Here is a 14,813-nt window from a genome sequence, read left to right as displayed (position 1 = left end):
ACTTCCAGGACGGAGATCTTCATGGCGTTGAACGTCGTCATCATGGCCGCGGGCAAGGGCACCCGCATGCATTCGGCGACGCCGAAGGTCCTGCACAAGCTGGCCGGCCGCCCCCTGCTGCAACACGTGCTCGACCGCGTCGCCCCGCTGGCGCCGGCGCGCTGCGTGGTCGTCACCGGTCATGGGGCCGAGCGGGTCGAGCAGCTCGTCGGCGACGCGGGAACCTGCGTGCGGCAGGAACCGCAGCTCGGCACCGGCCATGCCGTGCTGCAGACCGTGCCGGCGCTCGACGATGCGGCCGACATCACGCTCATCCTCAACGGCGACGTGCCGCTGATCGCCACCGACACCGCTGCCGCGCTCGCCGCGGCCTGCGGCGGCCAGCGCCTGGCGCTGCTCACCGTCACGCTGGACGACGCCACCGGCTACGGCCGCATCGTGCGTGACGGCGAGTCGGTTCGCGCCATCGTCGAGCACAAGGACGCAACGCCCGAGCAACGCACCCTGCGCGAGGTCTACACCGGCATGATGGCCGCGCCCACCGCGATGCTCAAGCGCTGGGTGGCGGCGCTGAAGAACGACAACGCGCAGCGCGAGTACTACCTCACCGACATCGTCGCGATGGCCGTCGCCGAAGGCGTGGCGGTCGTGGCCACCGCGGCCCGCGACGAGACCGAGGTGCTGGGCGTCAACAGCCCGGCCCAGCTGGCGGATCTCGAGCGCCGGCTGCAGCGGCGCCAGGCCGATGCCTACATGAGCGCCGGCCTGCGTCTGGCCGACCCCGCGCGCTTCGATGTGCGAGGCGCCCTGCGGCACGGCCGCGATGTCGAGATCGACGTCAACTGCGTGTTCGAGGGCGAAGTCGAGCTAGGCGACGACGTCCGCATAGGCGCGAACTGCGTGATCCGCAACGCGCGCATCGCGGCCGGCGCGGTGATCCATCCCTTCACCCACATCGACGGCGAGGCGGCCGGCGTGCAGGTGGGCGCCGGCGCGCTCGTCGGCCCGTTCGCCCGCCTGCGGCCCGGTGCCGTGCTGGGCGACGAGGTGCACATCGGCAACTTCGTCGAGGTGAAGAACGCCACGCTCGCCAAGGGCGCCAAGGCCAATCACCTCGCCTACCTGGGTGACGCCACGGTCGGCGAACGAGTGAACTACGGCGCCGGTTCCATCACGGCCAACTACGACGGCGCCAACAAGCACCGCACCGTCATCGGCAACGACGTGCACGTGGGCAGCAACTGCGTCCTCGTCGCGCCCATCACGATCGGCGAAGGCGCCACCATCGGTGGCGGCTCGACCATCGCCAAGAACGCGCCGGCGGGGCAACTCACGGTCGCCCGCGCCAGGCAGGTCACGCTCGCCGGCTGGTCCCGTCCGACGAAAAAGAAGCCGTGATCAGCTTGACGAGCACCTCGGGCTGCGCCGCCAGCTCGACAGGCAGGTAGATCGCGTCGGCGCCCGCCTCCTTCAGGCGGCGCGCCTGGGCGCCGAGGTCGAAAACCGCGATCGGGCGGCCCGATTCGGCGGCCGGCGTCAGCACGTAGCAGAAAGTCTCGGGCCAGACCGAAGGCAGCAGGATGAGGTCCGGCGCGAGCTCCTCGATGCGAGCAGCGAGCGTCGTGTCTTCGTAGCGGCCCAGCACTTGCACGCCGGCGTCTTTCAAGGCGGCGTCGTCGGGCGAATAGCCCAGCAGGGTGAAGCGCAGGCCGGAGTGGGCCGCGGCGCGGCTCCTGGCGAGTCCCAGCAGCACGTCGAAACCCTTGACCTGGCTGAGGGCGCCGATGACGAGCACCTCGCGCAATGCCCCTCGTGGCGGGCGCTGCGCGGGCAGGTGCAGCGGCTCGTGCGGCTCGACCTGCACCCGCACGGTGGGGAAGTAGTTCGACAGGCGGCCCGCCACGTCGCGGTCGGGCACGATCACTCGGGCCGCCTGCCTGAGCAGCTCACCGTGCCCTGCGCGCCAGGGCCCGATGCGGCCGGAGGCACGGCCGAGCTCATCGCGCTGCAGGCACCGGTTGCAGGTGTCGCGGTCGGGTTCGCTGCAGTAGCGTCCGCTGGCGTCGACGAGGTTGATGCGCGGGCAGATGAAGTGGTAGTCGTGCAGGGTGACCTGCAGCGGCACGCCGAGCGTGGCGCAGAGCGAAGCCAGCCGGTCGCGCAGGCCGGGCGGGAAGTCCACCAGGTGGTGCAGATGCACCTCCTTGACGTTCAACAGGCCCAGCAACTCGACGAGCTGCGGCGAAAGCGGCTGCGCGCCGGTGGTGGCCAGCAAGGGCAAGGCCTGCAGCGAAGGCAGGTCCAAGCTGCCCGCCAAGGTGCCCAGCGTCACACACCCGGCGCGGCGCGAAGGCCGCATCGCGACCACCCCCAGGCCTCGCTCGGCGCCGAGCTTGCCGGCGGCCTCGGCCTCGTGGCGCGCGGTGCCGCCGCCCCGGGCATGGTTGACCATCAGCACCACGCCCCGGCCGGCTTGCAGTTCCGCCGCACGCTTCAGGCGCGCCGCATCCAGCCGCGCACGGGCTTCGCCCACGGGGTCTTCGCCGATCCAGGCCTGGATGCGAGGCTGGTACTCCGGATGCCTCTCGGCCAGCACTGCCAGCCCGGCACGCGTGCGCTCGCTGGCCTCGCCGGCAAAGCTCACCGAGCCCTGGTGAAGCACGTAGACATCGGTCGCCACCAGATGCTTCCAGCCCGCCGTGCCGGCGCGCAGGCACCAGTCGTTTTCCTCTCCGTAGCCGCGGCCGAAGCGCTCCACGTCCAGCGTGCCTATCTGCTGCAGCACCGAGCGGCGCATCCACATGCAGAACCCCACACCCGTCGGCACCTCGACGTGGCGGCCGGCATTGGCCTGCGCGGCGAGCTCGTCCAGCGCCGCATCGTCCACCTCCAGCTTCTCCCAGTTGCTGTGGAGCATGCGCGGATAGCTGCAGATGGTGGCGTTGTTCGACAGCGGCGTGATGGACGCGGCGCGCGGCTCGGCCTCGGCATGCGCGACCAGCCTGTCCAGCCAGCCGGCATGCACCCGCGTGTCGGAATTGAGGATCACCACGTCACGATCGGCGTGCAGCGCCAGGCCGAGGTTGACGGTGGCGACGAACCCTTGGTTGTGCTCGTTGACCAGCAGGCGGACCAGGCCCAGCGCCGCCAGCTCGCGCAGGTGCGCGGACAGCGCCGGCTCGGGGCTGCAGTCGTCGATCACGACCAGCTCGAAGGGCGTCGCGCAGGGGGCGCTCAGCACGCTCCACAGGCAGCGCAGCGTCTCTTGCGCGCCGGCGTAGACCGGCACGATCACGTCGACCCGTGGCGAGGCGGCTGGCTTGGGCAGGCCGCGCCAGGGTTCCCGCTCGAGGTAATCGCGGCCATCCAGTCGCGCCGGCACCGCCCAGGGCAGCAGCCCGGCCTCCAGCGGCCGCGCGCCAGCCGGCAGGCCGTCGAGCAGGTAGCGCTTCAGCGGATCGATCGGTCGCTTGGCCTCCAGACCGGCCGCCGACAGGCGCTGCAGCAGCGAAAGCCGCGCGCCGCTGGTGGGTTCGAAGCGTGCCGCAGGCCGCCGGCCCTCCTTCCAGCCCCAGTGCACGAAGTGGATCAGCGGATCGACGCCGCTTTCGCGAACATCCGAATTGCGGGCCAGGTAGTAGCCCGGATCGAACCAGGCGCACGGGGATAGTGCCCCCTGGGCCGTCGCAAGCGACGCCCCGCCCCCCGAGGGGGTCGAGGAACTCGGGAGCGGCGCTTCATTCCTCGAGCCCTGCCGCCGGCCGACAAGTGCGTAGTGCAGCAGGCGGTTGATGCCTGGGTGACGGCGCCCCGGCAACTGGCCGGTGTAGTGGCGGGCGTCGAACAGCTGCATGGGCACCAGCGAGCGGGCGTCGCCTTGCTCGACGTAGTGGCGCAGGGCCGGAGCGCCGTGGCGCTCGGCGGGGCTGATCTGCTCGTCGTAGCAGTGCTTGTCGAACAGGCCGGTGGCGAGGGTGAGCATGATCTCCCAGCGCGTGGCCAGGCGCTCCAGCCGAGGATGGCGGCGCATCCACAGCAGCGAGGCCACCGCCCGTTCTGCATTTCCCGGTTGCTGCAGCCACCGCCCGAGCCGGCCCCGCGGCGCGATGCGGAACGGCGTGCGCTGCTCCGGCTCCGGCGGCGCGAGCGTGGCGGGATCCGCATGGAGCCACGCCGCCGCGCCAGCCGACGCAGCGAGCACCTCCAGCGCCTGGCGAGCCGCTTCGTCGATGCCGTCGAGGCCGCCGGCCCAGGCGAGGTGTTCCATGGCCAGCAGCGCCTGGTGGCTGCGCTGCTGCGGGTCGGTCAGGGCGAGCGCCTCTTCCAGCCGTCCGGCCAGCTCGCGCCGGGCCAGCGTCCACACCGGGCCGACCGGCCCGCCGCGGGCCTCCAGCTGCAATTCCAGTTCCTCGGCCTCGCCGGCCTGGCGCCACAGGGTGCCGGGCACCTCGAGTTCGAAGCCGACGTGCTCGTCGGGCAGGCGGAAGCGATCGCTGACGTCGCGCCGGGAGACCCGCCTGAGCAGGACTTCGTGCCGCTGGTCGCCGCAACGCAGCCGCAGCGGCTCGGGCGCTTCGGGCGTATCGGCCAGCCAGCCGGCGAGCGTGAGGCCATTCCAACCCTCGACGTGGCAGCGCAGGGGAGGCGGTGCCTCGGCTGCAGAACCGGAGGTGGCGGCGTGACGCTCGGCCTCGTCCAGATGCGCCTGCAGGGCGGGCGGCACGGCAGCCTCCGGCGGCACGGCGCCCAGCCAGGCCCTCAGCCCGGCCGCGCTGGGCCGCCAGGCCGGTTGCACCAGCGTGCCCGACTCACCCAGACGCAGGCCGAAGGTGGCGTCAGGCTCCGCCAAAGGGGCCCAGGCCTCGAGCGGCCACTCCAGCTCGAAGCCCAGGGGCAGTTCAGGCGCGGTCCCCAGTGCTCGCGCGACGTCCGCCCGTGGCAGGCGCCTGACCACGGGTTCGAAGACCTGGTGGCCGCAAATCAGCTGCAGCTTCTCGTGCCCCGGGGCGGCCGGGTCGAAGGCCCAGCCGACGACCTGCAGGCCGGCCAGCCGTTCGACGACGAGCCGGGGCGCGGCGACGGCAGGAGGCGTGGCGGCGGGAGACAGTGGATTCGGGGTGGTGGAGGTGTCGGCGGGCATGGCACTCCGTGGGCCCCAGGTGCAACCGCGCCTCGTGGGCTCGGACGGGCGTTCAGTGGTGAGTCGAATCGATTCTCGGCCATTTCGGTGGCCGGGCCGGGACGGCGCGCACAATACGCGGTCCCGCGGTCCGGCCGCGCCCCCGACACGCTTTTGAGTCACTCCGCCCCCGCCGACCGCTCGCTGCCGGCGCTTGCTTCGCTGACCCTGGCCGCCCTGGGTGTCGTCTATGGCGACATCGGCACCAGCCCGCTGTACGCGCTGAAGGAAGTCTTTCACGCCGGTCACGTCCCGACGACTCCCGTCAACGTGCTGGGCGTGCTGAGCCTGATCTTCTGGACGATGACCATCATCGTCTCGCTGAAGTACGTGCTGCTGATCCTGCGGGCCGACAACAACGGCGAAGGCGGCCTGATAGCGATGCTGGCGCTGGCCACCACTGCCGTGCGGGAGAAGCCCAAGCTGCGCCAGGGCCTGATGGTGGTCGGGCTGTTCGGCACGGCGGTCTTCTATGGCGACGGGGTGATCACGCCGGCCATCTCGGTGCTCTCGGCGGTCGAGGGCCTGCAGGTCATCGCGCCGGGCATGCACGAGTGGGTGATCCCGATCACGCTGCTGGTGCTGACGGGCCTGTTCTCGGTCCAGCGCTTCGGCACCGGCGGCATAGGGCGCTTCTTCGGCCCCATCACGCTGATCTGGTTCTTCGCGCTCATCGCGCTCGGCCTGCCCCACATCATCGACAACCCGGGGGTGCTGGTGGCGCTGAACCCCGAGTACGCCGTCGTCTTCTTCTACTCCCAGCCGCGGGTCGCCTTCATCGCGCTGGGTGCGGTCGTCCTTTGCGTGACGGGCGGCGAAGCCCTGTACGCCGACATGGGCCACTTCGGCCGCCGGCCGATCCGCATCGCCTGGTACGGCCTGGTGATGCCGGCGCTGGTGGTGAACTACTTCGGCCAGGGCGCCCTGATCCTCGGCTACCCCGAGGCGGTGGAGAACCCGTTCTACCTGATGGCGCACGAGAGCCTGCGGCTGCCGCTGGTGGTGCTGGCCACGGCCGCCACGGTGATCGCCTCGCAGGCCCTGATCTCGGCCGCCTTCTCGGTCACCAAGCAGGCCATCCAGCTGGGCATCCTGCCTCGCATGGCGGTGCGTCACACCTCGGTGCGCGACACCGGGCAGATCTACGTGCCCTTCATCAACTGGGGCCTGTTCACCTTCATCGTGCTGGCGGTGGCCCTGTTCAAGAGCTCTTCCAACCTGGCCTCGGCCTACGGCATCGCGGTGACGATGGACATGACCATCACCACGGTCATGACCTTCTTCGTGGTGCGCTACGGCTGGCGCTACCCCCTCGCGCTGTGCCTGCTGGCGACCGGTTTCTTCTTCGTCATCGACGTCACCTTCTTCCTGTCCAACACCCTCAAGCTGCTGGCCGGCGGCTGGTTCCCGCTGGTCATCGGCGCCGGCATGTTCGTGCTGATGCTGACCTGGAGCCAGGGCCGGGCCATCATGCACGAGCGGGTGCGCGACGAAGCCATCGACCTGAAGAGCTTCCTGGAGGCCGTCTTCGTCAGCCCGCCGGTGCGGGTGCCCGGCACGGCCGTGTTCCTGGTCGCCGAGGAGGGGCTGGCGCCGAACGCGCTGATGCACAACCTCAAGCACAACAAGGTGCTGCACGAGCACAACCTGTTCGTGCACGTGAAGCACCACGAAGTGCCGTGGATAGGCTTCGACAAGCGCTTGAAGATGGAGCCGCTGGGCCACGACTGCTGGCAGATCACCCTGAACTTCGGCTTCAAGAACGACCCCGACATGCCCGAGGCCCTGCGCCTGCTCGAGGGCCGCGGCGTGCCGCTGGACGAGATGGACACCAGCTACTTCCTCAGCCGCGACACGGTCATCCCCACCTTCGGCAACGACGGCATGGCGATGTGGCGAGAGAAGCTCTTTGCCAGCATGCACCGCAACGCGGCAGACATGGCGGATTTCCTCGCGCTCCCGTCCAACCGGATCGTGGAGCTGGGGGCAAAGGTAGAGATTTAGCCTCCGGCCAAGGCGTGCAGGCGATCTGCGGCGGCCTTGGGCAGCCTGCCGGCGGCGCCGACAGCGATGGGGCCGGCGAGCAGGCGTTCGAAGACTTCCCTCACCTCGCCTGCCGTGACGGCGTGCAGCGCCTCGCGCCGCTCCTGGCGTGAACGCACGCGGCCGAAGGCGAAGAGGTCGAGCACCGCGTCCTCGAGCCGGCGCGCGGGCCGCTCCCAGGTCTGCAGCCGGCGCACCGCGATCTGGTTGCGGGCGCGTTCCAGGTGCATCGGGTCGATGGCGCCGGCGTGCGCGGCGAGCAGGCGCTGCACCTCGTCGGCGAAGGCCGGCAGGTTGGCCGGGGCCATCGAGGCCTCGATGACGAACTGGCCGGTCAGGTCGTCGAGGTCGGCCGAGCAGGCGGCGTAGTAGACGAGTCCCAGGCGTTCGCGCAGCGAATCCATCAGCGGCGAACTCATGCCTTCGCCCAGCACGGCGGAGGCCAGTTGGTGGGCCACGTGGGCGGGCTCGGTCACCGGTGGCGCGGGATAGCCCATCACGACATGCGACTGCTGGTGGCCGGCGATGCGCTTCAGGCCCACGCCGCCTTCGAAGGCCGGCGCGACGACACGGTTCGGCTCGCCGCGGGGCATGCTGCCCAAAGCGGCTTCGGCCTCGCGCACGATCGCCTCGTGGTCCACCCGGCCCGCGGCCGCGACCACGAGGTTGGCCCCGGTGTACTGCTGGGTGACGTAGGCCTGAAGCTGCTCGCGCTGGAAGGCCTCGATCGTCTTGCGGCGGCCGATCACCGGCTGCGCCAGCGGGTGATCGCCCCAGCAGGCCTTGTCGAAGAGCTGGAAGGCGGTGTCGAACGCATCGTCCTCCACCTCGGCCAGCTCCTGCAGGATGACCTGTCGCTCGCGTTCGAGCTCGTCGGCAGGGAAGCTGGAGTCGCGCACGATCTCGCCCAGCATGCGCACGAACAGCGGCGCGTGCTCGGCGAGGCCACGCATGTGGTAGGCCGTGTGATCCTTGTCGGTGTGGGCGTTGACCTCGGCGCCCAGGCGCTCGGCGTCCAGGTTGATCTGCTGGCAGTTGCGCTGGCTGGTGCCCTTGAACGCCATGTGCTCGGCCACGTGGCTGATGCCGGAAAGGCGGCGGCCCTCGTTGCGGCTGCCGGTCTGCACGAAGATGCTGACGCAGGCGCTGTCGAGCTGCGGCAGGCTCAGGGTCAGCACGCGCACGCCGTTGGGCAGGGTGGTGACGGTGGTGTCGGTGTCGTGTGTCGTCATGTTCGGCGCCAAGCTTAAGCGCAGGCCGCGCCGTCTATCCTCGCCGCCCATGCGCAACCTGATCAAAGACCTGTCCTTGTCGGCGGTGGTGGCCGGCTTCGTGGCCGTGCTGGTGGGCTTCACCAGTTCGGTGGCGATCGTCTTCGCGGCGGCCAGGGCCCTGGGGGCGGGCCCGGCCGAGACGGCCTCGTGGATGTGGGCGCTGGGGCTCGGCATGGGCCTCACGACCCTGGGCCTGTCGCTGTGGTACCGGCAGCCGGTGCTCACCGCCTGGTCGACGCCCGGCGCCGCGCTCATCGCCGCCACCCAGGGCCAGACGCTGCCGGAGGCGACCGGCGCCTTCATCGTCTGCGCCTTGTTGATCGCCTTGGCCGGCTACTCGGGCCTGTTCGAGCGTGTCATAGGCCGGATCCCGATGGCCATCGCTTCCGCCTTGCTGGCCGGGGTGCTGGCGCGCTTCGCGCTGAACGCGGTGCAGGCGGCGCAGGGCGCACCGGTGCTCGTCATCGCGATGACCTTGGTCTACCTGGCCGGCCGCCGGTGGTGGCCGCGGTATGCGGTGCCTGGGGTGCTGGCCGGCGGCATCGTCATCGCCGCCCTGCAGAACCGCATCCACCTGCAGGACGTGTCGCTGGCTTGGACATCCCCGGTGTTCGTGATGCCGGCCTTCAGCGTGAGCGCCTTGATGGGCGTCGGCCTGCCGCTTTTCGTCGTCACCATGGCCTCGCAGAACCTGCCGGGCGTGGCGGCCCAGCGCGCCTCCGGCTACGACACGCCGGTCTCGCCGGTGGTCGGCGCCACGGGCCTGGCGAGCCTGCTGCTCGCACCCTTCGGCGGCTATGCGCTGAACCTGGCCGCCATCACCGCCGCCATTTGCATGGGCCGCGAGGCCCACGAGGATCCGGCGCGGCGCTATACCGCCACCGCCATGGCCGGCGTGTTCTATATGGCGCTGGGCCTGGCCGGCGGCGCAGTGGCCGGGCTGCTGGCCGCCTTTCCCGCCGAGCTGGTGGCCGGCGTGGCGGGCCTCGCGCTGCTGGGCACCATCGCCGGCGGCCTGGCAACGGCCTTGAAGGACGAAGCCCACCGCGACGCCGCGCTGCTGACCTTCATCGTCACGCTGTCGGGCCTGACGCTGGCCGGCATCGGCTCGGCCTTCTGGGGCGTGGGGGCCGGGGCGGTGGCGCTGGCCTTCCAGCGGCGGCGCTGACACAACCGGTCGCGCCGCAGCTTCGTCGGCAGCGGCCGGGCCGATCCGAATATTCGTCGGCGACGCGCTGCCTACACTGTCGGGTTTCGCGCCGCGTCGAGTCGCGGAGCCTAAGGAGAGGACCCCTGCCATGACCCCAGCCACCCACGTGCTCGTCGTCAGTGCCGACGAGGAATGGCGCGCCCAGGTCGTGCTGGGCCTGAACGCGGCGGCGGCCCGCCTGCCCAATCCCTTTGGCCTGCTCGCGGTGGGCTGCCCGTGCGATGCCAGCGCGGAACAAGTGGTGCTGGCCACCACGCCCAGGCAGGCCGACCTGCAGGTCGTGTTGATCGACCATGGCGCGCGCGACAGCGGCCAGGCCGGCCGCACCGCCGTGCACGAGGCGCAGCGCATCATCGAGTCGCGGCCCGAGCTTTCGCTGTACATGGTCCTGGAGGACGACGCCGACAAGCTGCTGGTCGAGCAGCTGGCCAGCGATGCGGTCGACGGCTACTTCTTCCGCGGCGAGCACGACTACAACGGCTGGTTCCGCATCATCGCGGCCGAGGTGGCCCAGAAGGCCGAGACGCCCTTCTACGACGCGCTCAAGGCCTATGTCGCGCAGGCCAAGGACAGCTGGCACACGCCCGGCCACGGTGGCGGCGATTCCTTCAAGGGCAGTCCCTGGGTGGGCGACTTCTACGACTTCGTCGGCGAGCAGATGCTGCGCGCCGACCTCTCGGTGAGCGTGCCCGAGCTCGATTCGCTGCTGCACCCGACCGGCGTGATCGCGCAGGCGCAGAAGCTCGCCGCCAAGGCCTTCGGCGCGAGGAAGACCTACTTCGCCACCAACGGCACCTCGACCGCCAACAAGGTCATCTTCCAGACCCTGCTGGCGCCGGGCGACAAGCTGCTGCTGGACCGCAACTGCCACAAGTCTGTCCACCACGGCGTGATCCTGTCGGGCGCGCGGCCGGTCTACCTCGATTCATCGGTCAACCGCCACTACGGCATCTTCGGCCCGGTCCCCAAGGCCACGTTGACGCGCGCGATCGAGGAGCACCCGGACGCCAAGGTGCTGATCCTCACCAGCTGCACCTACGACGGCCTGCGCTACGACCTCAAGCCCATCATCGCCATGGCCCACGCCGCCGGCATCAAGGTCATCATCGACGAGGCCTGGTTCGGCCATGCGCGCTTCCATCCCGAGCTGCGGCCCACCGCCCTCGAGTGCGGCGCCGACTACGCCACGCAGAGCACGCACAAGATCCTGTCGGCCTTCTCGCAAGCCAGCATGGTGCACGTCAACGACCCCGCGTTCGACGACCACCTGTTCCGCGAGAACTTCAACATGCACGCGTCGACCAGCCCGCAATACAACCTGATCGCGAGCCTGGACGTGGCGCGCAAGCAGGCGGTCATGGAGGGTTACCGCCTGCTCGACCGCTCGCTGAAGTTCGCCCACGAACTGCGCGAGAAGATCGATGCGACCGGCGCCTTCCGTGTGCTCGAGCTCGAAGACCTGCTGCCTGACGAAGTCAAGGGCGACGGCATCCGGCTCGACCCCACCAAGCTCACCATCGACATCTCGCAAAGCGGCTACTCGGCCGACGAGCTGCGCGACGAGCTGATCGGCCGCTACAACATCCAGGTCGAGAAGAACACGCACAACACGCTGACGTTGCTGCTGACCATCGGCACCACGCGCAGCAAGGTTTCACGCCTGTTCGATGCGATGCTGCGCCTGGCCAAGGAAAAGCGCAGTCCGCGCGCCCACGCCCGGGTGCCCGAGGCCCCGCGCTTCACCACCCTGGCCTGCCTGCCGCGCGATGCGTTCTACGAAGCCGGCGTGCGCCTGCCGCTGCTGGACGACAACGGCCAGCCCAACGCCGCGCTCACCGGCCAGGTCTGTTGCGACCAGATCGTCCCCTACCCGCCGGGCATCCCGGTGCTGGTGCCGGGCCAGGTGATAGAGGCCGGCATCGTGGCGTATCTGGTGCGCCTGCTGCAGACCCAGAAGTCGATCGACCTGCACGGCCTCGCGCTGGTGGACGGCGAGATGCACCTGCGGGTGCTGACCGACGAGGAGCGCGCGGCGCTGCCGGCGCGCTAACGCGGATTCGTGGTGGCCGATGTCGGATTCGCCACGTGCCACGACATGAGCCGCTGATCCTCGGTCCAGCCTGAACCGAACCTGGACGTCGCCACGTCGAAGTGGCGGCGCACGATGCCGATACCAGGTGCATACCAGGCCGAAGCCGTCGCGTCGACCAGCCACTGCTGCCCCTGGCCAGCGACTTCGGTGATCCGTTGCCGCAGCACCGTGTCGACACGGACGGCCCGAACGCTCCCCAGCTCAGGCAGGCTCACGAGCTCTTCGCCGACGACGCGCCGGTAGACGACGTACTCCAAGCGGGAGGGAATCCCGCGGGTCCCGAAGGCTGCGCTGTATTCGTCGACATCGACGAGTTCGATCTGGTCGCCGACCTGCACCGGCGATCTGAGCTCGGCCCACTCATCGCAGGTCGTCATGCCCCCGAACAGTTCACAGCCGTCGTACTGGACCACATCGCCGTGGCGATAGGCCAGCGGGTGGTACGAGACGCCGCCATCCGATGTCCGGGCCGTCTCGCTGACACCTTCGTTCAAGGCACTCTGGGAAACCTGGATGCGCCACTTGGCGGGCCGCCTGGACGACTCCGCTTCGTACGTCCAAGTCGAATCCGGTTGCATCGGCCGCAGCACGGCGGCGTCCTCGTTCAGCGTCGCGCCCGGGGGCGGTGGTGGCGGCATGAGCCCTTCACCGCCTCCGCCACAAGCGGCAATGGTCGCGGCCGCTGTGGCTGCCATGGCGGCCCGCCAGAACGTCTTCATTGGAATCCCCCTCCCGATCAGCGGGGGACTTTAAAGGACTTCGGCGAGCCCTCGCTCACCCACTCACCCGGGCAGGCCCGACCACCCCGTCAAGCGCTCGTCGGTCACCTCGCGGCTGAGGCCATCGTCGGAAGGCGCATCCAGACGGCGGCGCACGATGCCCAGGTCCGGCGCATACCAGATGGACTGCGTCGAGCTCACGCTGGGCAGCTTGGTGCCGTCCTTGGAGAGCACCACTCGGCCGATCACGATGTGGTCGACGCGAACGGCGCTCTGGGTCGGCAGGCCTTCGAGCGCCACGTCCTCCGCGCCGATGACGCGGCTGTAGATCGCCAGGTCGAAGAACTCCGCCCGCCCGTCGCCGTCCACGTCGGGCACCAGGTTCGGGATGCGCTCGTCGAAGGCGACGATCTGGTCGTTCACGCGCACGGGGGAGCGCAACTCGACGAGGTTCGACACGTCGGCCACGCCGTCGCCGTCGACGTCTTCCGGATCGGGCTGCAGGATGCTGCCGTTCACGGCGACCACATGGACGCTGCCGGCGCCGGTGTCGAAGGTGTTGGTGCCGGTCTCCGTCACGCCGGGCGTCGCGCTGGCGTGGCTCACGGTGTTCTCGTACGAGCCGCCCGAGGCGTTCGTGCCGCTGTACTGCCACACGGCGCCGGGCACCAGAGGGCGAAGCGTGGTCGCGTCGGCGGCCAGGGTGGCCCCCAGCGCGGGCGGGGTGGGCACCAGGCCCGTGCCGTCGTCCCCGCTGTCATCGCCACCGCCGCCACCGCACGCGGCCAGCGCCGCGGCCGCGAGCACGGCCACCATCCAGGTCATCTGTCTCATGCTGCCTCCTTGTTGGTACGAGGTTTTACCTTGCTTCGTCCAGCGCCCGCCAGAAGCGCGCATCCTGCGAGGTCGCGAAGTTGATTCGCATCAGCGTACTGGGGCGTCGAGTCGCGTGGAAAAGATGCCCCGGCGCGAGCAACCACCCACGGTCCAGCAGGGCCTGCGCGAGCGGCTCGGTGTCCACGCCGGTGTCGACCCAGCCGAACAGACCCTGCGGTGGCGTGACGAAGCGGCATCCATGGGCCTGCGCGAGCTGCACACTGCGGTGGCGGGCGCCGTCCAGGCGGGTGGTCACGCGCTCCGCGTGGCGGCGCAGGCTGCCTTGCTCCAGGCAGTGGGCCACGGCCTGCTCCAGCACGGCCGGCGTGGTCAGTGTGGACAGCAGCTTCACGTCGATCAGCCGCTCGACCAGCTCGGGCGGCGCGGCCACGTAGCCCACGCGCCAGCTGGGCGTGAGGATCTTCGAGAAGCCGCTCACGTAGAGCGTGCGCTGCAGGCCGTCCAGGGCCGCCAGGCGCGGCAGGTGGGCCGGCGCGAGGTGGGCATAGGTGTCGTCCTCGACGATGCGGAAGTCGTGCGCCTCGGCCAGCTTCAGCACCTGGTGCGCGTGACCGAGCCCGAGCGAGTTGCCGGTCGGGTTGTGCAGCACTGACACCGTCACGTACATCCGCGGCCGGTGCTCGCGGGCGAGGGTGGCCATCACGTCCAGGTCCGGCCCGTCGGCACCGCGCGGTACAGGCAACAGGCGCATGCCGAGCTGCGTGAGACGCGCGTACTCCACCGCCCAGCCGGGCTCGTCCACCAGCACCGCGTCGCCTGGCGTGAGCAGGGCGCGCGAGACGATGTCCAGCGCATGAGTGGCACCGGTGGAGGTGACGATCTGCGCCGCGCGGGCCCGCACGCCGAAGTCGGCCAGCTTGACGGCCAGGGCTTCGCGCAGGCGCATGTCGCCGGCCGGCTGGCCGTACTGCAGCGCGAGTGCAGCGTCGCCGTGGGCCAGGACGCGGCGCAGCGCGCTGGCGAGCAGCGGCAGGTCCAGCCAGTCCGGCGGCAGCGTGCCCAGGCCGGGCGCAGGCAGGTCGCTCACGCCATGGAACATGCCGCGGATGAGCGCCGTCGCATCGACCGGCGCGACGCGATGGCCCGTCACGCCGGGCACCTTTTGCGCGGGGATCTCGGCAGCGACCGGCGAGCGAGCCGCCTCCCGCACGAAGAAGCCGCGCTGTCGCCGCGCCTCCACCAGACCCTGGGCCAGCAGGTGGTCGTAGGCCGCCACCACGGTGTGAGGGCTGACGCCGTGGCGCCGCGCGCACTCGCGCACCGAGGGCAGGCGCGCTCCGGGCGCGAGCAGGCGATGCCGGATGCGCTCGCCGTACTGCGCGGCGAGCTGCTCGGTCAGCGTGGCGCCGGCGGCGCGGGTCAGGGCCTGGGTATCGCGGGCGTTCATGGCGAGGCTGTG

General features: G+C 70.5%; 9 protein-coding genes. 4 read left to right on the top strand and 5 right to left on the bottom strand.

Translation table 11 applies throughout. The features are described 5' to 3' along the window. Positions 1-21 precede the first annotated feature (21 nt). The gene (gene glmU, locus ACS5PM_RS30130; protein ID WP_439391715.1) at positions 22-1,398 is read left to right on the top strand and encodes a bifunctional UDP-N-acetylglucosamine diphosphorylase/glucosamine-1-phosphate N-acetyltransferase GlmU; all 1,377 of its coding nucleotides are present in this window, start codon (positions 22-24) and stop codon (positions 1,396-1,398) included. Here glmU and ACS5PM_RS30125 read toward each other — a convergent pair. Beyond that, positions 1,355-5,140: a glycosyltransferase gene (locus tag ACS5PM_RS30125; RefSeq protein WP_439391714.1), complete on the bottom strand. Its 3,786-nt coding sequence runs from the start codon at positions 5,138-5,140 to the stop codon at positions 1,355-1,357. The two genes, glmU and ACS5PM_RS30125, sit on opposite strands and share 44 nt — an antisense overlap. Positions 5,141-5,293: 153 nt before the next feature. Here ACS5PM_RS30125 and ACS5PM_RS30120 point away from each other — a divergent pair, with 153 nt between their 5' ends. Continuing rightward, positions 5,294-7,183 (top strand): potassium transporter Kup, encoded by a 1,890-nt coding sequence (locus tag ACS5PM_RS30120; RefSeq protein WP_439391713.1) that lies wholly within the window; start codon positions 5,294-5,296, stop codon positions 7,181-7,183. Here the strand turns inward: ACS5PM_RS30120 and ACS5PM_RS30115 are convergent. Next, positions 7,180-8,454 carry a M16 family metallopeptidase gene (locus ACS5PM_RS30115; RefSeq protein ID WP_439391710.1) on the bottom strand — a complete coding sequence of 425 codons (1,275 nt, stop codon included), beginning with the start codon at positions 8,452-8,454 and terminating at the stop codon, positions 7,180-7,182. The two genes, ACS5PM_RS30120 and ACS5PM_RS30115, sit on opposite strands and share 4 nt — an antisense overlap. A 49-nt stretch (positions 8,455-8,503) precedes the next feature. Here ACS5PM_RS30115 and ACS5PM_RS30110 point away from each other — a divergent pair, with 49 nt between their 5' ends. Together ACS5PM_RS30110 and ACS5PM_RS30105 are read left to right on the top strand one after the other, a co-directional pair. Further along, positions 8,504-9,664, top strand: a complete 1,161-nt coding sequence (locus ACS5PM_RS30110) for a benzoate/H(+) symporter BenE family transporter (protein ID WP_439391708.1) — start codon at positions 8,504-8,506, stop codon at positions 9,662-9,664. 130 nt (positions 9,665-9,794) lie between these two features. Continuing rightward, the gene (locus ACS5PM_RS30105; protein ID WP_439391705.1) at positions 9,795-11,756 is read left to right on the top strand and encodes an aminotransferase class I/II-fold pyridoxal phosphate-dependent enzyme; all 1,962 of its coding nucleotides are present in this window, start codon (positions 9,795-9,797) and stop codon (positions 11,754-11,756) included. Here ACS5PM_RS30105 and ACS5PM_RS30100 read toward each other — a convergent pair. The 3 genes from ACS5PM_RS30100 to ACS5PM_RS30090 all read right to left on the bottom strand — a co-directional run bounded on the left by ACS5PM_RS30100 (position 11,753) and on the right by ACS5PM_RS30090 (position 14,801). Then, a complete protein-coding gene (locus ACS5PM_RS30100; protein WP_439391704.1) occupies positions 11,753-12,436 on the bottom strand; it encodes a hypothetical protein in 684 nt (227 codons plus the stop codon). The genes ACS5PM_RS30105 and ACS5PM_RS30100 overlap by 4 nt on opposite strands. A gap of 144 nt (positions 12,437-12,580) precedes the next feature. Next, a complete protein-coding gene (locus ACS5PM_RS30095) occupies positions 12,581-13,351 on the bottom strand; it encodes a hypothetical protein (RefSeq protein WP_439391702.1) in 771 nt (256 codons plus the stop codon). A 25-nt stretch (positions 13,352-13,376) separates the two neighbouring features. Continuing rightward, positions 13,377-14,801, bottom strand: a complete 1,425-nt coding sequence (locus tag ACS5PM_RS30090) for an aminotransferase-like domain-containing protein (RefSeq protein WP_439391701.1) — start codon at positions 14,799-14,801, stop codon at positions 13,377-13,379. Positions 14,802-14,813: the final 12 nt, after the last annotated feature.

The sequence above is a fragment of the Ideonella flava genome, from assembly GCF_051857595.1.
Lineage (GTDB): Bacteria > Pseudomonadota > Gammaproteobacteria > Burkholderiales > Burkholderiaceae_C > Ideonella.
Note: the sequence above shows the minus strand (reverse complement) of the source record. Positions and strands in the feature narration are given on the sequence as shown.

Coding starts and splice junctions, on each gene's coding strand:
- glmU (WP_439391715.1), top strand. CDS start 22: ATGGCGTTGAACGTCGTCATCATGGCCGCGGGCAAGGGCACCCGCATG.
- ACS5PM_RS30125 (WP_439391714.1), bottom strand. CDS start 5,140: ATGCCCGCCGACACCTCCACCACCCCGAATCCACTGTCTCCCGCCGCC.
- ACS5PM_RS30115 (WP_439391710.1), bottom strand. CDS start 8,454: ATGACGACACACGACACCGACACCACCGTCACCACCCTGCCCAACGGC.
- ACS5PM_RS30110 (WP_439391708.1), top strand. CDS start 8,504: ATGCGCAACCTGATCAAAGACCTGTCCTTGTCGGCGGTGGTGGCCGGC.
- ACS5PM_RS30105 (WP_439391705.1), top strand. CDS start 9,795: ATGACCCCAGCCACCCACGTGCTCGTCGTCAGTGCCGACGAGGAATGG.
- ACS5PM_RS30100 (WP_439391704.1), bottom strand. CDS start 12,436: ATGCCGCCACCACCGCCCCCGGGCGCGACGCTGAACGAGGACGCCGCC.
- ACS5PM_RS30095 (WP_439391702.1), bottom strand. CDS start 13,351: ATGAGACAGATGACCTGGATGGTGGCCGTGCTCGCGGCCGCGGCGCTG.
- ACS5PM_RS30090 (WP_439391701.1), bottom strand. CDS start 14,801: ATGAACGCCCGCGATACCCAGGCCCTGACCCGCGCCGCCGGCGCCACG.